Genomic DNA, 19751 nt, shown 5'->3' with positions numbered 1-19751 from the left:
ACAGGGACGACACATGACGGATGCTGCGGCGCAGGGCGCCCATCGTGCCCGGTACCGCCGCATCCTGTCGTTCGCGGCGCGCGAGTTCCTCAAGGTCTGGTGGTTCGAGCTCGTGCTGCCGCGCTTCGGCATGAGCTCGATCGCCGAGCGCACCCGGGCGCCGCGCATGCAGCGCTTCGCGAAGCGGTTCCACGTGCTCGCGGTCGAACTCGGCGGCCTCATGATCAAGGTCGGGCAGTTCATGTCGTCGCGCCTCGACGTGCTGCCGCCCGAGATCACGAAGGAGCTCGAGGGACTGCAGGACGAGGTCCCGGCCGTGCCGTTCGCCGACATCCGTGCGGCCGCCGAGGCCGAGCTCGGCCGTCCGCTCGCTGAGGCCTACGCCTGGTTCGATGAGACGCCGGTGGCTGCCGCATCCCTCGGCCAAGCGCACCGGGCCCGCCTCTCCGCGCAGGATGCCGTCGACACCGGTCTCGGCGACGTCGTCGTCAAGGTGCAGCGCCCCGGCATCGACGAGATCGTCGCGGTCGACCTCGCGGCTCTGCGCCGCGTCGCCCGCTGGGCGATGCGCGTGCGACTGGTCGCCGATCGGGTCGACGCGCCCGGCCTCGTCGAGGAGTTCGCGCAGACCAGCCTCGAGGAGATCGACTACCTGCACGAGGCCGCCAGTGCCGAGCGGTTCCGCGAGAACTTCGCCGGCGACTCCCGCGTCAGCGCCCCCGAGATCGTCTGGGAGCGGTCGACCCGGCGCGTGCTCACGCTCTCGGACGTCACCGCGATCAAGATCAACGACACGGATGCTCTACGGGCAGCCGGCATCGATCCGGCCGAGGTCGCCGACGTGTTCGCCGAGGTCATGTTCGACCAGGTGTTCACGCACAGCTTCGTGCACGCCGACCCGCACCCGGGCAACATCTTCGTGACACCCGAGGCCGACTCGACGACCGGCCGCAACTTCCGCCTCACCTTCATCGACTTCGGGATGATGGCCGAGGTGCCCGACAACCTCCGCGACGGTCTGCGCACCCTGCTGATCGCGGTCGCCGGTCGCGACAGTCGAGGCCTGGTCACAGCGGCCCAGGAGATCGGCGTGCTGCTGCCCTCCGCCGACACCGCCGAGCTCGAGCGGGCGCTCCGCGCACTGTTCGCCCGCTTCGGCGGCATGGGCTTCGCCGAGCTCAGCAAGGTCGACCCTCGGGAGTTCACCGACTTCGCCGATGAGTTCGGCGACATGGTGCGCTCGCTTCCGCTCCAGCTGCCCGAGAACATGCTGCTGCTCATCCGTGCGGTGTCGCTGACCTCGGGCATGTGCTCGAGCCTCGATCCGTCGTTCAACGTGTGGGACGCCGCCGAGCCCTACGCCGGCCGCCTGCTGCGCGACGAGTCGGGCAACCTCATGCAGGACATGGCGCAGCAGGCCATGGAGACCGCTGCCGTCACCTACCGCCTGCCGAAGCGGATCGACGCGATCATCACCCGCGTCGACGACGGCAACGTCACCTTCGACACCTCGGCCCTCGAGCGCCGCCTCGACCGGCTCGAGGGCATCGCCCGCCGCATCGGATCGGGCGTGCTGTTCGCCGCGATGCTCGTCGGAGGCGCGCTGCTCGTCACGCCGCTGCCGCCGCTCGGCATCTCCCTCATCTGCGTCTCGGCGCTGCCCCTGCTGCACTCGGTGTTCGGCGGCCGTCGCTCGCGCTGACGCGTCCTGGTGCTCGCGCTGATGCGCCCTGGTGCTCGCGCTGACGCGTCCTGGTGCTCGCGCTGACGCGTCCTGGTGCTCGCGCTGATGCGCCCGGAGAACCCGGAGCATCCGGCATCCGCCCGGCGTGTAGGGCCCCGGAGCGCCGCGGATCGACCCGTTCATCTGGCCTTTCCGTCCAGGTCGCAGAATGCCGGCATGGGAGAATGGGTTCTCATGGACACTCCGGACGAGAAGACGCCCACGAGGAACGACCCTCCGAAGACCTCCACCGCCGCGATCAGGCAGGCCGCGAAGGCCACCGAGACCGCGCAGAAGATCGTGCGCGACATCGCCGCGGTTCCGCCGCGCGGCGTGCACCCGGCGCTCGTGCCCGGCGTCTCGGTCGAAGAGACCGGACGCACCTACCGCACCGATCCGCTCGTCTTCGGCATCGCCGTCGCGCTGACCCTCGCGTTCATCGCGTGGGGCGTGTTCGCGGGTGACAACCTCTCGGGCACGACCTCGACCGTGCTCGGGTGGGTCGTCGAGTACTTCGGCTTCTTCTTCACTACGATCGCCACCGTCATCCTGGTCTTCATGCTCTTCGTCGGCTTCAGCCGCTACGGACGCATTCCCCTGGGCCGCGACGACGAAGAGCCCGAATTCTCGATGTTCTCGTGGATCTCGATGCTCTTCGCCGCCGGAATGGGCATCGGTCTCGTCTTCTGGGGCGCCGCCGAGCCGCTCACCTTCTTCGAGAACCCGCCGCCCGGAACGGTCGAGGCGAACACCCTCGAGGCCATGCACACGGCGCAGGCGCAGGTGCTCTACCACTGGGGCCCGCAGGCGTGGGCCTTCTACGCGCTGGTCGGCGGCGCGATCGCGTACGGGGCGTTCCGTCGTGGCCGCACGCCCCTGATCTCGTCGATCTTCGCGCCGCTGCTCGGCGAGGGCCGCACCACCGGACCCCTCGGTCGCACGATCGACATCTTCTCGATCATCGTCACCCTCTTCGGCACCGCCGCGTCGCTCGGCCTGGGAGCCCTGCAGATCGGCCACGGCGTCGAGATCGTCAGCGGCATCGGCGAACTCGGCAACGGCGTGCTCATCGCGGCCATCGCCGTGCTCACCGCCTGCTTCATCGCCTCGGCGGTCTCGGGCGTCTCGAAGGGCATCCGCGCGCTGTCGAACATCAACGCGGTCGTCGCGCTGCTGCTCGCATTCTTCGTCTTCTTCGTCGGACCGACGCTGCTGATCCTCAACGTCATCCCCTCGGTCGCCGTGCAGTTCCTCGGCGACCTGCCCGAGATGGTCGCGCGGTCGGCGTCGCAGGGCGATGAGGCGCAGATGTTCCTGTCGAGCTGGACGATTTTCTACTGGGCATGGTGGATCTCCTGGTCGCCGTTCGTGGGCATGTTCATCGCCAAGATCTCGCGGGGCCGCACGCTGCGCCAGTTCGTCTCCGTCGTCATCCTGGTTCCGGCCGCGATCTCGCTCATCTGGTTCGCGATCTTCGGAACCACGGCGATCCAGCAGCAGATGAACGGGGCAGGGCTCACGGTCGACCCGCCCGAAGAGGTGCTCTTCGGCGTGCTCGAGAACCTGCCGTTCCCGCTGATCACCAGCATCGTGCTCATCCTGCTGATCTCGATCTTCTTCGTCACCGGCGCCGATTCGGCCTCGCTCGTCATGGGCACGCTCTCGCAGCAGGGCCGCCCCGAGCCGTCGCGCTGGGTCGCCGTCGTCTGGGGAATCCTGGTCGGAGTGATCGCGGCGGTGCTGCTCGTCACCGGCGAAGAGGGCAGCGGCCTGAAGTCGCTGCAGAACGTCACGATCATCGCGGCGCTGCCGTTCGCGGTGATCATGGCCTTCATGATGGTCGCGTTCATGAAGGATCTGCGACGCGACCCCATGATCCTGCGCGAGCGCTATGCCCGCATGGCCGTGCGCCACAGCGTCATGGCCGGACTCGAGGAGTACGGCGACGACTTCGCGCTCGTGCCCGTCGAGTACGACCACTCCGAAGACGACCTCGCCTGGATCGATGAGGCCGACGTCGACGACAGCCTCGCCGAGGTCTACGCGACCGCGACCGAGGCGATCGACATCATCCCCGACGCCGGTGGTGGCGCAGCGGATGCCGGCGCCGATGCCGGCGATGCGAGTCCGGCCGGAGATGCGAGTGCGACCGGCGACGCGAGTGCGGCCGGCGATGCGAGTGCGGGTGCGGCCGCGGACGCCGGGTCGGATGACGGGGGCGACCCTGCGGGCCTCGCCGAGCGTCCTTCCTGACGTCAGTCGCATTGTTGACCCCGCCCGCGCCGCCCCGGCCCGGTGCGGGGTCAGTAACGCATCCGAATCGACCGTTTCCGCTGCGATAGTGGCCCCGCACGTGAGTCCCGGTGTCGAAGTGGCCCCGCCATGTAGGTGGGGCGTGAGGTTGCCCCTACCCGCGGGTTCCATCGCGGTGCGCGGTCAGTAACGCATCCGAATCGACCGTTTCCGCTGCGAAAGTGGCCCCGCACGTGAGTCCCGGTGTCGAAGTGGCCCCGCATACACCTCGCGTGGGCCCAGAGGCTCAGGCGACGGGGGCCGTCTCGCTCGGGGCCGCCTCGCCCGCACCCGCCTCGCTCGCACCCGCTTCGCCGACGCCCGCCTCGCCCGCACCCGCCTCGCCCGCACCGGGCGCGACCGTCTCGACGGGGACGGATGCCGCGGCGGTGATCTTCGCCGCCATGCCCGCGAAGATGAAGCCGTGGAACGGCAGCACGGCCAGCCAGTACAGCCGTCCCGCGAGCCCGCGGGGGAAGAACACCGCCCGCTGCTCGTAGCGGGATCCGTCGCCGTCGGGCAGTGCGCGCAGCTCGAGCCAGGCCTCGCCCGGCACCTTCATCTCGGCGCGCAACCGTAGCAGTCCGCCGCTCGCGGGCGACGAGTCGGTCTTGCGGCCGGGCTCCTCGACGGCTTCGACGCGCCAGAAGTCGATCGCATCACCGACCCGCGCCTCGGCCTTGCTGCGGCGTCCGCGGCGGAGCCCGACTCCGCCGACGAGCCGGTCCATCCAGCCGCGCACCGCCCAGAGGAACTTCGACGAATACCAGCCGTTCGACCCGCCGATGCCGATGATCACCCGCCACAGTCCGTCGACCGGAGCTGACGTCTTCAGCTTGCGGGTGTCGGTGAAGACGGTGCGTCCCGCCCAGTCCGGGTCGCTGGGCAGCGGGTCGCTGGGGGCGCCCGAGACCTCGGCATCCTGCCAGCTCGTCTCGATGGTGTCGGCGTCGAGACGGCCCAGCGCCATCGAGACGGCGGTCCGATACGGGGTCAGCCCGCCGTCCGGGCGGGGGATGAGGTCATCGATCGCGCGGTCCTTGACGATGCACTCGTTCTGCAGCGACGCGACGAGCGGGCGCGCGATCGATCGCGGAACCGGGGTCACCAGGTTCACCCAGTGCGATGCGAGTCCCGGAGTGAGCACCGGCAGGGCAGCGATCGCGCGCTGGCGCAGACCCGCCTCAAGCGCATAGCCGTTCATCATCTGGCCGTAGCGCAGCACGTCGGGTCCGCCGATGTCGGCGGCGCGGTTGACGCTGTCATCGACGCGCGCGGCGCCCAGCAGGTAGTGCAGCACGTCGCGCACCGCGATCGGCTGGATGCGGTTGCGCACCCATTTCGGCGCCGGCATGTACGGCAGCACATCGGTCAGGTGCCGGATCATCTCGAACGACGCGGAACCGGAGCCGATCACGACGCCCGCCTGCAGCACGAGCGTCGGAACGCCCGACTCGAGGAAGATCTCGCCCACCCGCACCCGGGAGCGCAGATGAGGCGAGAGCTTCACATCGTCGGGATGCAGTCCGCCGAGGTACACGATGCGGCGCACGCCGGCCTTCGCCGCGGCATCCGCCACCGTGGTGGCCGCTCGTTCGTCGCTCTCCTCGAACCCCTTGCCCGCCGTCATCGAGTGGATCAGGTAGTAGACCACGTCGACATCGCGCATGGCCTCGGCCACGGCGTCCGCGTCGTCAGCCGACCCCTCGACGATCTCGCAGTCGGCACCCCACGGGAAGGATGCCGCGCGCGCGGCGTCCCTGGCCAGTGCGCGCACCCGGTATCCGGCGTTCAGCAGACGAGGCGTCAGCCGCCCGCCGATGTATCCCGTGGCGCCGAGCACCAGCGCGCGAGGCGCCGATCCGTCTTCGCGGGGGAGGGCGCGCAGGGCCTCTTCGTGCCCGGTGGGCTGGGTGAGCTCGGTCATGTGTCGAGCGTAGGCGTGATGACCGGAAATTTCACTAGGCTGGCGATTGACTAGTTCATCTAGTAATCTTTTGGCGGAGGAAGGTGATCACATGACGACAGCCACGCAGTACCCCACCCGTCGTGAGCTCCGGTCTCGGCGAATCCTGCCGAACGGTCCTGTCGACGTCGCCCCGCTGTCGGCACGTGCTGCTGTCGGCCGCTCCACCGGGCTCCGCAGCGTCCCGCTCCCCGCATCGCGCACGCCGTTCTGGAAGTCCGCCGGAGTCGTCGGCCTCATCGCGGTCATCGCCGCCGGCACTCTGCCGCTGGCGGCATCCGCCCTCGACATCCCCCTGTGACCGCACGGCGCGGGCGCTCGACCACAGACCACCGCTGATAAGAGAGAGGAGCCCCCATGGGACTCGATGACAAGATCAAGAACACCGCTCAGGACCTCGCCGGCAAGGCGAAGGAGGCCGTCGGCAAGGTGACCGACAACGAGAAGCTCGAGGCGGAGGGCCGCGCCGACCAGGCGAAGGCCGACGTCAAGAAGGCCGGAGAGAACGTGAAGGACGCGTTCAACAACTGACACCGGTGAGCAACGGCGGGGAGGTGGCGCGAGCCACCTCCCCGCCTTCTGTGCGGCCCGACCTGCGATGGTCGTGCGGCGCGAGAGAGAGTGAGACAGCATGTCCGACCGCCTGAACAATGACACGCCGAACCTGTGGCAGCGCCTGCTGCGACGGCTGCGTCCCGCCGCGGCAGAGCCTCGTCGGCTCACGGTCGAGGACGTCACCGTCGTCGACCGCCCGATGCTCCGCCGCGCGGTCGCCGGCACCGTGGTCGGCAATCTCATGGAGTGGTACGACATCGGCGTCTACGGCTATCTCGCGGTGATCATCGGGCGGGCGTTCCTGCCGGACGCATCCGCGGGGGCGCAGTCGCTCTTCTCGCTCGGCGTCTTCGCGGTGACCTTCGTCGCCCGTCCGCTCGGCGGCATCGTGCTCGGCCAGCTCGGCGATCGACTCGGCCGTCAGCGCGTGCTGGCCTTCACGCTGATCATGATGGCCGCGGCCACATTCCTCATCGGCGTGCTCCCCGACTTCTCGGTCATCGGCGTCTGGGCGCCGATCCTGCTGATCGTGCTCAAGCTCGCGCAGGGCTTCTCGACCGGCGGTGAGTACGCGGGCGCCACGACCTTCATCACCGAGTACGCGCCCGACCGGCGCCGCGGCTTCTATGCCTCCCTGCTCGACCTCGGCTCGTACATGGGCTTCGCGATCGGCGCCGCCTTCGTCTCGATCCTGCAGCTGACGCTGTCGGCCGAGGTCATGCAGGGCTTCGCCTGGCGCATCCCGTTCCTCGTCGCGCTTCCGCTCGGACTGATCGCGATCTACTTCCGGCTGAAGATCGAGGACACCCCGGCATTCCAGGAGGCACAGGACTCGGCGAAGCGCGCGGCCGACGACGCACAGGCGTCGGCGGATGCGCCCAAGGGCGTGCTCGCACTGATCCGCGCATACTGGCGCGAGCTGCTGACGGCGTTCGTGCTCGTCGCCGCCGCCAACACCGTGGGCTACGCCCTCACCTCCTACATGCCCACGTACCTCACCGGAACCCTGGGCTACGACGAGGTGCACGGCACTCTGCTCACCCTTCCCGTGCTCGTGGCGATGGCGCTCTGCATCCCGCTCACCGGAAAGCTCTCCGACCGCATCGGACGCCGCAAGGTGCTGTTCATCGGCTCGATCTCGGCGATCGTGCTGGCCGTGCCGTCGTTCCTGTTCATGATGCACGGGGAGATCTGGTCGACGCTCCTCGGCCTGGTGCTGCTCGCCTTCCCCGTGACCTTCTATGTGGCCAACCTCGCCTCGTCTCTGCCCGCGCTCTTCCCGACGTCGTCGCGCTACGGCGGCATGGGCATCTCGTACAACCTCGCCGTCGCCCTGTTCGCGGGCACGGCTCCGGTCGTGATGGAGGCGCTCGTGCAGATGACCGGATCGTCGCTGGCCCCGGCGTTCTACGTGATCGGCACCTCGATCGCCGGCTTCATCGCCGTGGTGGTGCTCAAGGAGTCGGCGCGCAGGCCGCTGCCGGGTGCGATGCCGAGCGTGCAGACGATCGAGGAGGCCGTGGAACTGGTCGAGACGCAGGAGGAGAACCCCGACCTCGACCTCGACGAGCTGTTCCCCGAACGCCTCGAGAACGCCGCGGACGACGACGGAGTGGCCGGCGCTCGGGTCGAGGATCAGGTCGAGAAGGCCTGACCCGCGGCGGAGGGATCACTCGCCGGAGGGCTCGGACTCCTCGTGCGAGCGGATGACGTCGCGCAGCTCCTGATCGAGATCCGACGCCTCTTCGATGGCCGAGGTCATGCCGGCGAGGAATCGCGTCACGATGCCACGCTCGCGGTCGCTCATCTCGTCGACGAGCGACAGCATCCGCCGGTGCATCGCGCCGAGGGTCTCGCGCACCTCGTCGTCGCTGCTGACCGTGGGCACGACGACCCCGGCGCGGCGATCGGTCGGGTGCGGCTCGCGCTTCGCGTGCCCGCCCTTCTCGAGGCGGTCGATGAGGGTCGTCGTCGACGCCGTGGAGATGTCGAGCATGCGGGCGATGTCGATCGGGCGCACGATGCGGCCGGCCCGCTGCTCGCGCAGCAGGAATCGCAGCGCGACCAGGTCGGTCTCGTTCATGCCCATCGACGCCCTGGTGCGGGCTCGCATGGCGGTCTCGGCCGAGCGGTAGCGGCGGAGCATGTTGAGCACGTCGACCGTGCTCGCGCTGTCGGAGTCGGGGTACCAGTACCCCGATCGGCCGAATTCTTCAGAGCGCTCCATCACGCCACCTCGCCGTCATCGCTCAGGGATCCCTCGTTCTCTCCATGCTCGCGCGCGAGCATCTCGATCGCGCCGGCTTCGACCTCGGCAGGGACGATCCGCAGCAGTCCGCCCGTGATGGCGTCGTGCTCGGCGGCCACGATCTGGTCGAGCCGCCAGGCGGGAACCGACGGGAACCGCGCTCGCAGGCGATCGAGCATGTCGGCGTACATGATGTACCCCGCATCCCCGAGTGTGAATCGCTCGACCATGACGTCCCTTTCCTGCCCGTGTTCTATCTTCGCACCCGATCAGAGTCCCTGGTGGCATTGGAATTCGCTAGGCCACCTCGTTACCTGTCTTTCGAGTAGCATGGAGGGGTCAGGGGGTGACACATGGCCAGCAGGACCGACATCAGAACGACGTCGACCGATCTCGTCGCTCGGGTCGACGAACTCCGTCGCGCCGAGGCGCAGCTGGGCCGTCGTCTCGCCGCGCTGCGCGCGCCCAATGACACCGATCGTGAGGCCATGAGGTACATCACGGAGGCGCCGGCGGATGCTCCCGCGACCCCGGGAGGACTCGCTGCGCACCTGAACGTGAGCACGGCCGCGATCACGAGTCTGCTGCGCCGTTTGCAGGAGCGCGGCCAGATCGTCGTCGCCCCGCATCCGGCCGACGCGCGATCGAAGGTTCTGCGACCCTCTCTGCGCGATCTCCACTCGCCCGGCGACGAGCTCACGCAGCGCATCGCCGCCCTCGCCGACGAGTTCACGCCCGAGCAGACCGATGCGATCTCACGGTTCCTGCACCGCTTGACGGAAGAGATCGGCGACCTTCCCTGACGTCCGACTGGGATTTAGCTAGGTAACCTAGTAATCTATTTCTCAAGCCAGTCTGAGCGTGAGGGAGAGAACATGGGTTACCTGACCTACGGAAGCACCGCCGCACCGATCGAGATCGACGACGAGCTGCTGACCCACCTGCGGCTGGTGATCGTGACCAAGCTGCGGCGCAACGAGTCCTTCCCCCTGACCCTCTCGATCGGCGACGGCGCCATCGAGACGCTCTGGGTGCACGCCTCCATCCCCCTCCGGTTCGCCATGGACGAGGAGCCGAGCATCGACCGCTCGCTGGTGGTCTCGATGATGAACGCGGCGAACTCGGCCGGCGGGCTCGACCTCACTCGGGCTGAGTTCGCTCCGGCGCTCACGGGGTCGCGTGTGCTGCACGCGATGACTGCGTGAGCCATGTCCGTACGAATCAGAAATGCCGCGAAGGCGGCGACGAGCGCGCGGGTGCGAGGCGCCTCGCGGACGCGAGGGCTGTGGGTCGAGGTCGATCCCGGCTTCCACGTCGGCAATGACCGGCGCCAGTTCCTCGGATCGATCACGGGGACGCCGCGTGAGGGCTTTCGGGCTTTCGGAGCGCAGTCCGACTTCATCGGCCAGTTCGACGACCTGGATGCCGCCAAGGCAGCGGTCGCTGCGGCATCCGTGATCGCCGAAGAGATCGCACAGGGCGAACCGCAGCTCCACTGAGGTCGATCGCGATCGCCGCACGGGTGGCATACGCGATGCGGAAGGCGATTTTCGACGGCGTCCCTCGACGTGTACGGTCGTTGCTATGACTTCGATCGAATCGATTCGACGGCCGGCTGTCGACCAGGCGTCGCGCCGAGCGCGCATCGCGGTCTCGGCGCTGTTCCTCACGAACGGCGCACTGTTCGCCAACATCCTGCCCCGCTACCCCGAGATCAAGGCTGCTCTGGGGCTCGACAACGCCGGGTACGGCCTCGCGATCGCGGCCTTCCCTGCCGGCGCGATCGCCGCGGGTCTTCTCGCCGCCGTGCTGATCCGTCGATTCGGCTCGGCGCGGATCGCCGTGTTCGGCACGATCGCCACGGGGCTCGGCCTGCTCGCGGCCGCACTGGCGCCCTCCGGCATCCTCTTCGCCGTCGCCCTTCTGCTCGGCGGGGCATCCGACGCGATCACCGACGTCGCGCAGAACGCGCACGGTCTGCGCGTGCAGCGGCGATACGGCCGCTCGATCATCAACTCGTTCCACGCCATCTGGTCGATCGGCGCGGTTCTCGGCGGAGGCATGGCCGCGGCCGCGATCGCCCTGCAGCTGCCGCTCGGCGTGCATCTCGGCATCTCGACCGCGGTGTTCGCGGCCGTCGCCTTCACCGCGCTCTGGTTCTGCCTGCCCGGACGCGATGAGGAGGCGGATGCGGAGGCGACGGCCGAGCCGGTCGAGCTGGGCGGCGCCGTGCGCCGCGGAGTCAGCCCTCGCACCGTGATGATCATCATCGCGCTCACGCTCATCGCGATGGCCGGTGCCGTGGCCGAAGACGCCGGCAACTCGTGGGCGACTCTCTATCTGAGTGAATCGCTCGGCGCCGCGGCCGCCATCGCGCCGCTCGGATTCATCGCGCTCGTCGGCGCACAGTTCATCGGCCGGATGCTGGGCGACGGCATGACCGACCGGTTCGGGCAGCGCGCGGTGGCCCGCGTCGGAGGACTGATCGCCGCAGCGGGCATGACACTCGCGCTCATCTTCCCGAGCGTGCCGGGAACCATCGCCGGATTCGCCGCCGTCGGCTTCGGCATCGCGACGCTCATCCCGGCCGCCATGCATGCGGCGGACGAACTGCCCGGCCTGCGACCGGGAGTGGGGCTCACGGTCGTGTCGTGGCTGCTGCGGCTCGGCTTCCTGCTGTCACCGCCGATCGTCGGGTTCATCGCCGACACCGAGAGCCTGCGGGCCGGGTTGATCGTGGCCCCGGCTGCGGCTCTGGTCGCGGTGCTTCTCGCCGGAGTGCTCGAGAAGCGCAGGGTTCGGGAGTAGCAGTTCGGGTCGGCCGCGGCGGGCCGTGAGAGTGATGCCGAAGGGTGTTCGTCCTCGCGTATCGCGGGTTTTCGCAGTATACGTATTCAATCCAGAAAGTTTCCGGGAACATAGGCTTCCCTAAGTCGATTGCATACGTATACCATCAGCGTCATGGGACACATCAAGCATCGAGCACTGCCGGTACTCGCCCTCGCAGCAGTGGGCATGATCGCCCTCTCCAGCTGCGGCGCCGGGACCCGAACCGACAATGAGAACGCGACAACGGTGTCGTGCGACTACACGGCTCCCGAGGGCAAGACCACGGTCAACGTCCTCGCCTACAATTCCTCCGCCATCGACCCCTTCACCGACACCATGGTCAAGAGCTGTTCGACCGATGACGTGACGCTGAAGCACGATCCGATCGACTTCGGCGGGCAGGTGACCAAGACCACGGCCACCCTGGCCGGCGACACGGGCACCTACGACATCATCGAGACCTACGGATTCGTCATCCCCGGCTTCGGCGAAGAGGAGAAGCTCGTTCCGCTGAACGACCTCTGGGACAAGTATGGCGAGGACTACGGGCTCGGCGAGATCAGCGAGTCGATGGTCGAGGGCATGTCCTACGACGGCGACATCTACGCCATCCCGATGCAGGCGCAGATGTTCGTCATGGCCTACCGCACCGACATCTTCGAAGACCTCGGCCTCGACGTGCCGACCACCTTCGACGAGATGATCGCCGCGGCCGAGGCGATCAAGGCAGAGGGCCTCATGGACTATCCGATCGCGCTGCCCTGGCTCGCCACGGCCGACGTGACGACCGGCTTCGAAGGGGCGATGAACTCCCTCGGCGCCGACTTCGTCACCGCAGACGGCGAGGTCACGCTCGACGGACCCGAGGCGAAGCAGGCCGTCGAAGCGATGCTCGCACTCAAGCCCTACATGGACCCGCAGGTCACGACCTTCGACCAGCCCAAGGTGCAGCAGCAGATGTTCAACGGCACGGCGGCCATGTCGATCATGTTCTCCGGTCGCATGTTCGACCTGACCCTGCCCGCGAACTCCAAGCTGTCCGACTCCTTCGGATTCGCCGGTGCGCCCAAGGTCTCCGACGACGCCGAGTACTCCTACAACCGCCTCTCGATCGACGGCTGGTCGATCCCCTTCAACACCAAGCTCGACCACGACATGCTCTTCCAGATGATGGCGTCCGCCGTCAGCGAGGACGCCTCCACGGCATCCGTCCCCGCCGCCTACCCGGCCCGCGAGGGCATGGTGACGGAGGAGAACTCCCCGTACGGTGCCGCCGCCAACGACTCGATCGCGAGCGCCATGCCGCCGATCGTGTCGCCGGTCATCGCCGACATCACCAACGAGATCCGGCCGATCCTGGTCTCGATCCTCAACGGCCAGGTGTCCGTCGACGACGGGCTCGCCCAGATGCAGGCCGCCGGCGAGAAGATCGCCGGCTGACCCCGATCCGACCGTCCATGACTGTGGCCTGAGCGTGAGTTCAGGCCACAGTCCGTCCAAGGGAGGACGCACATGAAGGCACGCGAATTCTGGCTGCTCTTCGCTCCGAGCCTGCTGGTGATGGGTGCACTGCTCGTGCTGCCGCTGGTGCGCACGGTGCAGTGGAGCTTCGAGCAGGTCCGCTACGGCACACCAGGCACCTTCATCGGGTTGGAGAACTTCACCGACGCGCTGACGGACCCCCGTTTCCACAAGGCGGTGATGTTCACGGTCGCCGTCACGATCGTCACCACGGCGATCCTGCTCGTCTTCGGGTACATCATCGCCACCGGCATCAACCGCATCACCACGTCGCGTCCGCTCGTGCTCGGCATCATGCTCGTCTCGTACGTGCTGCCGAACCTCGTCGGCGCCGTCGCCTTCTCGTGGCTCTTCGACGACAACTTCGGCGGTGTGGTGAACCGCCTGATCGGCTTCTTCGGCGGGTCGCAGGTGCTCTGGTTCACCGACCAGGTGCCCAACGCGATCCTCGTGATCGCCAACACCGTCTGGCACATGCTCCCGTTCGCGATGCTGATCATCCTGGCCGGACTCCAGGGCGTGCCGAACGAGCTGAAGGAGGCGGCGAAGATCGATGGCGCCAACGGCTTCCAGACGCACCTCAACGTGATCATCCCGACCATCCGCGGAGTGCTCGGATTCGTGACGCTGATCACGATCATGGATGTGCTGCGCATGTTCGACAACCTGATCCCGCTGTCGCCGCAGGCGCAGAACATCGGCAACGAATCGATCATGCTCTACGTCTACTCCGTGGCATTCGCCGATGGCGCCGAGAACCTCGGTCTCGGCAGCGCGATCAACGTGCTCACCATCCTCCTGATCCTCATCATGCTGATCCCGTTCATCCGGGGCATCTTCAAGGAAGCGAAGGCCGAACGATGAGTCTCACCTCCGCAGAACTCTCGACGAGGGCCATCGTCACGAAGGGCGTGCCGAAGCGCCGTCGCCGCGGCCCCAACCGCCCGCCGGTGATCACGGGGCTGCTGCTCGGCATCCTCTGCATCGTGATGCTGAGCCCGTTCATCTGGATGACGCTGTCGGTGACCAAGCCCACCGACGTCGCCTTCGCCAACCCGCCGGTGCTCTGGGACTACCAGCCGACCCTGCAGGCGTTCGTCGATCTGTGGCAGACCACGTACTTCGCCGACTACCTCGTGAACACCGTGGTCGTGGCGGTCGTGTCCACCGTGATCGCGCTGGCGATCGGCATCCCGGCGGCCTATGCGCTGTCGCGGTTCCCCAGCTACGTCTCGGCGCTGCTGCTCGTGCTCGCACTGATCTTCCGTGCGCTGCCCCGCTTCGCGGTGGTGCTGCCGATGTACGACATCAGCCGCGCGCTCGGCATCTACGACACCACGTTCGCGCTGGCGATCGCCCTCGTCGCGATCAACCAGCCGTTCACGATCTGGCTGCTGCGCAACTTCTTCGCCGAGATTCCGAAGGAGCTCGACGAGGCGGCCATGATCGACGGCTGCACCAGGATCGGGATGCTGCGCAGGGTCATGATCCCGCTGATGGGGCCGGGGATCCTGACCGCCGGCATCTTCGTGTTCCTGTTCGCCTTCCAGGAGTACCTCACCGCGCTCGTGCTCACCGACACCTCGTCGAAGACGGTGCCCGTGTTCATCGCCACGCAGCTCGGGCAGACCCTGCCGATGCTGCAGCAGGCGGGAGCGGCGTCGATGCTGTTGACGATCCCGGTGTTCGTGATCGCGTTCATCGCGCAGAAGTATCTCGTCGCGGGTCTCAGCGACGGTGCCGTGAAGGGCTGAGGTGGCTGCCGCGGTGCCGCCGCTCGTGCTCCTCGCGGGCATGAACTGCACGGCCGACCTGTGGACGGATGCGCGGTTCGAGGGGGCGGTCCGGCCGGTGCTGGATCGTCCCTCGATCGGCGAGCAGGTGGCGGCGCTGCTCCGGGATCTGCCCGAGACCTTCGTGCTCGTCGGCCACTCCCTCGGGGGCATCGTCGGCATGGCTCTCGCCCTCGCCGCGCCTCAGAGGGTGGCCGGCCTCTGCCTCGTGTCGACCAATGCCAAGGCGCCGACCGACGCGCAGCGTTCCGGATGGGGCGGGTGGCTCACGGCACTCGACGAGGGCGTCGAGCCGCGCGCGCTGCAGGACGGCATCCTCATTCCTCTGCTCGGGGAGGCGCTCGTGCGAGAGCGGCCCGAGCTCGTGGAGCGGACTCTGCGCATGGGGGAGGAGACCGGTGCCGACCGGCTGCGCGCTCAACTGCGGATGCAACTCACGCGCACCGACCTGCTCTCGCGGATCACCGGATTGACGATGCCGACCCTCGTCGTCTCGGGGCTCGACGACGCCATCTGTCCGCCTCACTTCCACACCGAGATCGTGTCGGCGATGCCTGACGCCCGTCTCGTCACCCTGGATGCCGGCCACCTGCTGCCACTCGAGCGGCCGCGTGAGTTCGGGCGTCTCGTCCGGTCGTGGAGGTCGCAGCAGCGACTGGCCGGCATCGTCGTCTGACCTCGGGTTCGCTGCGCCTCGGCTTGTGGTGCTGCGGCAGTCGGGAGGACATCCGCGATTCGGAGAGTGGAGGCGGGGGAGGTGACCTCCGTATCGCAGATCTCCTCCGAATCGACGGTGGGTGGCGGGGCGCGGGCGGCGCGGGCGGCGCGGGATGCGGGGAGCGCTCAGCGCTCGGGCGCCGCGAGGCCGCGCAGATGCGCCATGAGAGAGGACGCGAGGTTGTAGACGACGAGGTCGGCTCCGTCGGCGAAGGCCGCGCTCGCCGCATCCCTCGTGCCGACGATGTCCATGCGCAGTGAACCGACCCTGGCCAGCGCCGAATGCACCGCAGCGATCGCCTCGGGCACCGGTCGATCATCCGGTCCACTCGACGCCGCGAGGTCGGCGGGGCCGACCATGATGCCGTCGAGTCGTGGCACCGTGGCGATGCCCTCGACGTCTGCGACCCCGCCGGGCGATTCGATCATCCCGAGCACGAGAGTGTTCTCGAGCCACCAGTGGCGGTGCTCTGAGGGGTCGATGAGACCGAAGCGTCCGGCCCGGCTGTAGGTCGCGAATCCGCGCAACCCGACCGGCGGGTACATCGCCGCAGAGACCAGCGCCTCGGCATCCGCTGTCGTGTCGAGGTGAGGGGCGAGGATGCCCTGGGCTCCCTGGTCGAGCACCCGCAGGATCTGGCCGCGGTCGCCCTCGCCGACGCGCACGATCACCGGCACGCCGTGCACCTGGGCCAGCGCGATGTGCTGCCGCAGCGCGACGACGTCGGCGGGGCCGTGCTCGCAGTCGATCAGCACGAAGTCGAACTCGGCGACGGCGAGCATCTCGACCAGCTCTTCCGACGGCATCCGGAGCAGTGCCCCGATCAGCTTCTCGCCGGCGAGCGCTCGGGCTCGCAGCGACCGCGTCATGCGACCATTCCTGCTGAGAGATCGATGTCGGCACCGCACATGCCTGGCATCCCGAGCATCGCGATGACCGCTGCGCCCACCTCTTCTTCTGTGACCATGCGTCCGAGCGCCGCGCGCGAGACGAACGCCTGCTCGGCGTCGTCGATGCTCGTGCCCGATCTCGCGGCCTCGAGGCGGAAGTTGCGCTCCATGCGCGGTCCCTGCACCGGGCCCGGCGACAGCGAGTTCACCCGCACACCTGCCGGTCCGACCTCGAACGCGAGCGTCGAGGTGAGCCCGATCACGGCCATCTTCGACGCGCAGTACGGCGTGCGGTGCGCGAGCGGACGCTTGCCCGAGACGGAGGCCACGTTGATGACGTCGCCGTCGCCGCGTTCGACCATGCCGGGCAGGAATGCCTTGCAGAGCAGGAACGTGCCGCGCACGTTCACGGCGAAGACCTCGTCCCAGTCGTCGACCTCGATGTCGGTGAGCGCTGCGACCGGACCCGGGATGCCGGCGTTGTTCACCAGGATCGACACCTCGGTGTCCGCCAGCTGCTCCCGCAGCCTGTCGACGGATGCCGGATCCGACACGTCGCAGGTCATTCCGCGTGTCCGTGAACCGAGGTCAGCGACGACGCGGTCGAGCTTCTCGGCGTCCCTCCCGACCACGACCACGTGCGCACCGGCGGCGTGCAGGGACCGGGCGATGGCCGCCCCGAGTCCGCTGCCGCCGCCGGTGACCACGGCCGTGCGACCGGCGAGGTCGGTCATCGCGACTCCGCGCCGACCGCCGCGTGACTCTCGTCGATCCAGGCGAACTCCGTGCCGGCGTGCCTCCAGGCGCGGGCATCGCCCGAGCGGGCATGACCTTCGAAGAGCTCGACTCGTGCAGCGCGGCCGCACACGGCTCCGAGCTCGGCCGACGACTCGCTGTTCTGGATCTCCTGATAGGTCACCGTGCGCAGGTACTTGCCCACCCAGAGTCCGCCGGTGTACCTCGCGGCGCCGAGCGTCGGCAGCACGTGGTTGGTGCCGATCACCTTGTCGCCGTAGGAGACGCAGGTGTTCTCGCCGAGGAACAGCGCGCCGTAGTCGTGCATCCGCGTCAGTGCCTCGCGCGGGTTCTGCGTGAAGATCTGCACGTGCTCGAAGGCGAAGTCGTCGGCGATCCGATAGGCCTCGTCGAGGTCGTCCGCGACGATCACCTGTCCCCAGTCGCGCCAGGCCGGGCCGGCGTAGTCGCGAGTGGGCATGCCGGGCAGGATCTTCTCGATCCAGTCCATGACCTCCTCCGCCAGCGCCTGCGAGGTCGTGACGAGCACGGCGGGGGAGTCGGGGCCGTGCTCTGCCTGGGAGAGCAGGTCGACGGCGGTGAAGAAGGGATCGGCGTGCTCGTCGGCGACGATGAGGATCTCGGTCGGGCCGGCGAAGAGGTCGATGCCGACCTCGCCGAACAACTGGCGCTTGGCCTCGGCGACGTAGGCGTTGCCCGGGCCGGCGATCATGTTGACCGGTTCGATCGAGTCGGTGCCCACGGCCATCGCCGCCACCGCCTGCACTCCGCCGAGGATGTAGATCTCGTCGGCGCCGGCCATCTTCATGGCGGCCACGGTCGCGGCGGGGATCTCGCCGCGGATGGGCGGAGTGCACGCGACGACGCGGGGCACGCCGGCGACCTTGGCGGTGATGATCGTCATGTGCGCGGATGCCGTCAGCGGGTACTTCCCTCCCGGGATGTACGCACCGGCCGCCTGAACCGGAACATGCTTCTGTCCGAGGAACACCCCGGGCAGCGTCTCGACCTCGATGTCGACCAGCGAGTCGCGCTGGGCCTGAGCGAAGCGGCGCACCTGGCTCTGCACGAACTCGATGTCGGTGATCACCTGGGCGTCGAGCGTGCCGATGATCTCGGTGATCTCGTCATCGGAGAGCCGATACGAGTCGCGACTCCAGTTGTCGAACTGCTCGGCGTACCGCCGCACGGCGACGTCGCCGTTCTGGCGGATGTCGCCGATGATTCCCCTCACCCGCTCGGCGACGTCCTGCTGAGCGGTGTCCGCGAACGTCTTCGTCGGCGCGGTCTTGAGATGCAGGGGCATGGCCCTTCCTTCCTTTGCATACGTATGTGCTGATTATGACCGCGTATGCATTCGGGCGTCAAGGGCGGTAGAATCCTGAGATCGAGGGGGAGGCGCCAGATGGTCGTCACGAGTCGTGATGTGGCCCGCTTGGCGGGAGTCTCGCAGCCGACGGTGTCTCGGGCACTGCGCGACGACGCGCGGGTGTCCGAGGCGACGAAGCTCCGGGTGCGCGAGGCGGCCCAGCTGCTGGGCTACGTGCCGAGCGAGGCGGGGCGCGCTCTGTCGTCCGGGCGCACGCGGCGCATCGGCCTGCTGCTGACCGATCTCGACAATCAGTTCTACTCGCACATCATCGCCCCGGTGCACCGAGAGCTCGAGACGCTCGGGTATCAGCTGATGCTGCACACCGAGTCGGCCGACAACGACACCATCGTCGAGCGACTGCTGGCCAACGGCCTCGACGGCGTGATCCTCGCGACCACCACCGTGGACTCCGTCGCGCCGCTGCGCCTCAAGGATCGCGGGCTGCCCTTCGTGTACTTCAACCGCACCGGCTCGTTCGTCGAGGCGGACGCCACGGTCGTCGATCCGGCTCCCGGTTATCGCGAGGCGGTTCGGCGTGTTGTCGGACTCGGTCACACCAGGGTCGGCGCGGTGCTCGGACCGAGCAACACGAGCACGGCGCAGAGCCGCGAGGCCGCTCTGCGGGAGGCGCTCGTCGCCGAGGGTGTGACGCTGCCCGAGAGTCACGTGCGCCGGGTGCCGTACGGAGCCGCCGAGGGCGAGGCTGCGGCATCCGAGCTCCTCGAAGGGTCGGAGCGCCCGACCCTGCTGTTCTGCGGCAACGATGTGGTGGCGTACGGTGCGCTCAATGCCGCGCACCGCGCCGGTCTGCGGGTGCCTGACGACCTATCGATCCTCGGTTTCGACGACCTTCCCGAAGCGGCCTGGCCGATCATCGACCTCGCCACGATCGGCTACGACATCGCCGGCATGGCGCGCACGGCCGCCGACCTCATCGTGCGCCGCATCGAGGATCCGAGCGCCGAGCTCGAGAAGACGCGCTTCGAGTCCGTCTTCGTGCCGAGGCGCACTCTCGCGGCCGCACGCGCCGACTGACCCGCCTCTCGGCGATGATCACCGTGTGCGCAGGATCGTCTCTTGCGTTGCTT

At 68.4% G+C, this 19751-nt stretch carries 20 protein-coding genes; 14 read left to right on the top strand and 6 right to left on the bottom strand.

Annotation, left to right across the window (positions count from 1 at the left end):
- Window positions 1-13: 13 nt before the first annotated feature.
- Together ACZZZF_RS10055 and ACZZZF_RS10050 are read left to right on the top strand one after the other, a co-directional pair.
- Window positions 14-1702, top strand: a complete 1689-nt coding sequence (locus ACZZZF_RS10055) for an ABC1 kinase family protein (RefSeq protein ID WP_463498176.1) — start codon at window positions 14-16, stop codon at window positions 1700-1702.
- A 198-nt stretch (window positions 1703-1900) separates the two neighbouring features.
- Complete coding sequence (locus ACZZZF_RS10050) at window positions 1901-3976, top strand: BCCT family transporter (protein ID WP_463498175.1); 2076 nt, start codon at window positions 1901-1903, stop codon at window positions 3974-3976.
- A gap of 286 nt (window positions 3977-4262) precedes the next feature.
- Here the strand turns inward: ACZZZF_RS10050 and ACZZZF_RS10045 are convergent, their stop codons facing one another.
- Window positions 4263-5942, bottom strand: coding sequence for an SDR family oxidoreductase (locus tag ACZZZF_RS10045; RefSeq protein WP_463498173.1), 1680 nt, complete (start codon window positions 5940-5942; stop codon window positions 4263-4265).
- Window positions 5943-6033: 91 nt separating this feature from the next.
- On the opposite strand from ACZZZF_RS10045, the gene ACZZZF_RS10040 reads away from it, so the two are divergent.
- The 3 genes from ACZZZF_RS10040 (at window position 6034) to ACZZZF_RS10030 (ending at window position 8190) form a co-directional block, all read left to right on the top strand.
- Window positions 6034-6282: a hypothetical protein gene (locus ACZZZF_RS10040; protein WP_295104537.1), complete on the top strand. Its 249-nt coding sequence runs from the start codon at window positions 6034-6036 to the stop codon at window positions 6280-6282.
- Between the two features lie 56 nt (window positions 6283-6338).
- Complete coding sequence (locus ACZZZF_RS10035; RefSeq protein WP_072590528.1) at window positions 6339-6512, top strand: CsbD family protein; 174 nt, start codon at window positions 6339-6341, stop codon at window positions 6510-6512.
- Window positions 6513-6612: 100 nt separating this feature from the next.
- Window positions 6613-8190, top strand: coding sequence for an MFS transporter (locus ACZZZF_RS10030; RefSeq protein WP_285363714.1), 1578 nt, complete (start codon window positions 6613-6615; stop codon window positions 8188-8190).
- 15 nt (window positions 8191-8205) lie between these two features.
- Here the strand turns inward: ACZZZF_RS10030 and ACZZZF_RS10025 are convergent, their stop codons facing one another.
- Window positions 8206-8763, bottom strand: coding sequence for a MarR family winged helix-turn-helix transcriptional regulator (locus ACZZZF_RS10025; RefSeq protein ID WP_053098456.1), 558 nt, complete (start codon window positions 8761-8763; stop codon window positions 8206-8208).
- Entirely contained in the window at window positions 8763-9014 is a 252-nt protein-coding gene (locus ACZZZF_RS10020) for a hypothetical protein (protein ID WP_053098457.1), read from the bottom strand. The genes ACZZZF_RS10025 and ACZZZF_RS10020 overlap by 1 nt, the downstream gene beginning before the upstream one ends.
- Before the next feature lie 123 nt (window positions 9015-9137).
- Between ACZZZF_RS10020 and ACZZZF_RS10015 the strand changes: the two genes are divergently transcribed.
- From ACZZZF_RS10015 to ACZZZF_RS09980, 8 genes are all read left to right on the top strand, one after another.
- The gene (locus tag ACZZZF_RS10015; RefSeq protein WP_056276197.1) at window positions 9138-9587 is read left to right on the top strand and encodes a MarR family winged helix-turn-helix transcriptional regulator; all 450 of its coding nucleotides are present in this window, start codon (window positions 9138-9140) and stop codon (window positions 9585-9587) included.
- 72 nt (window positions 9588-9659) lie between these two features.
- Complete coding sequence (locus ACZZZF_RS10010; protein WP_285363716.1) at window positions 9660-9989, top strand: DUF7882 family protein; 330 nt, start codon at window positions 9660-9662, stop codon at window positions 9987-9989.
- Window positions 9990-9992: 3 nt separating this feature from the next.
- Complete coding sequence (locus tag ACZZZF_RS10005) at window positions 9993-10283, top strand: hypothetical protein (RefSeq protein ID WP_157557383.1); 291 nt, start codon at window positions 9993-9995, stop codon at window positions 10281-10283.
- A gap of 85 nt (window positions 10284-10368) precedes the next feature.
- On the top strand, window positions 10369-11592 hold the full coding sequence (locus ACZZZF_RS10000) for an MFS transporter (protein ID WP_072590531.1): 1224 nt from the start codon (window positions 10369-10371) through the stop codon (window positions 11590-11592).
- Between the two features lie 153 nt (window positions 11593-11745).
- Complete coding sequence (locus tag ACZZZF_RS09995) at window positions 11746-13053, top strand: ABC transporter substrate-binding protein (protein ID WP_053098462.1); 1308 nt, start codon at window positions 11746-11748, stop codon at window positions 13051-13053.
- Between the two features lie 72 nt (window positions 13054-13125).
- On the top strand, window positions 13126-13998 hold the full coding sequence (locus ACZZZF_RS09990) for a carbohydrate ABC transporter permease (protein ID WP_056276212.1): 873 nt from the start codon (window positions 13126-13128) through the stop codon (window positions 13996-13998).
- Window positions 13995-14888 (top strand): carbohydrate ABC transporter permease, encoded by an 894-nt coding sequence (locus ACZZZF_RS09985; RefSeq protein WP_056276215.1) that lies wholly within the window; start codon window positions 13995-13997, stop codon window positions 14886-14888. The genes ACZZZF_RS09990 and ACZZZF_RS09985 overlap by 4 nt, the downstream gene beginning before the upstream one ends.
- A gap of 1 nt (window position 14889) precedes the next feature.
- Window positions 14890-15603: an alpha/beta fold hydrolase gene (locus tag ACZZZF_RS09980; RefSeq protein ID WP_463498171.1), complete on the top strand. Its 714-nt coding sequence runs from the start codon at window positions 14890-14892 to the stop codon at window positions 15601-15603.
- A 167-nt stretch (window positions 15604-15770) separates the two neighbouring features.
- Here the strand turns inward: ACZZZF_RS09980 and ACZZZF_RS09975 are convergent, their stop codons facing one another.
- Genes ACZZZF_RS09975 through hisD form a run of 3 tightly spaced genes read right to left on the bottom strand, consistent with a single transcriptional unit; the run spans window position 15771 to window position 18597 of the window.
- Complete coding sequence (locus ACZZZF_RS09975) at window positions 15771-16514, bottom strand: HpcH/HpaI aldolase family protein (RefSeq protein WP_463498169.1); 744 nt, start codon at window positions 16512-16514, stop codon at window positions 15771-15773.
- On the bottom strand, window positions 16511-17269 hold the full coding sequence (locus ACZZZF_RS09970; protein ID WP_056276223.1) for an SDR family NAD(P)-dependent oxidoreductase: 759 nt from the start codon (window positions 17267-17269) through the stop codon (window positions 16511-16513). Before ACZZZF_RS09970 ends, ACZZZF_RS09975 begins: the two co-directional genes overlap by 4 nt.
- Window positions 17266-18597, bottom strand: coding sequence for a histidinol dehydrogenase (hisD, locus tag ACZZZF_RS09965; RefSeq protein ID WP_463498167.1), 1332 nt, complete (start codon window positions 18595-18597; stop codon window positions 17266-17268). Before hisD ends, ACZZZF_RS09970 begins: the two co-directional genes overlap by 4 nt.
- 99 nt (window positions 18598-18696) lie before the next feature.
- Here hisD and ACZZZF_RS09960 point away from each other — a divergent pair, with 99 nt between their 5' ends.
- Window positions 18697-19698 (top strand): LacI family DNA-binding transcriptional regulator, encoded by a 1002-nt coding sequence (locus tag ACZZZF_RS09960; RefSeq protein ID WP_463498165.1) that lies wholly within the window; start codon window positions 18697-18699, stop codon window positions 19696-19698.
- Window positions 19699-19751 lie beyond the last annotated feature (53 nt).

It is taken from the genome of Microbacterium sp. AC215 (assembly GCF_979258645.1).
The sequence above is the reverse complement of the archived record's forward strand: the minus strand, read 5'-3'. Positions and strand labels throughout refer to the sequence as shown.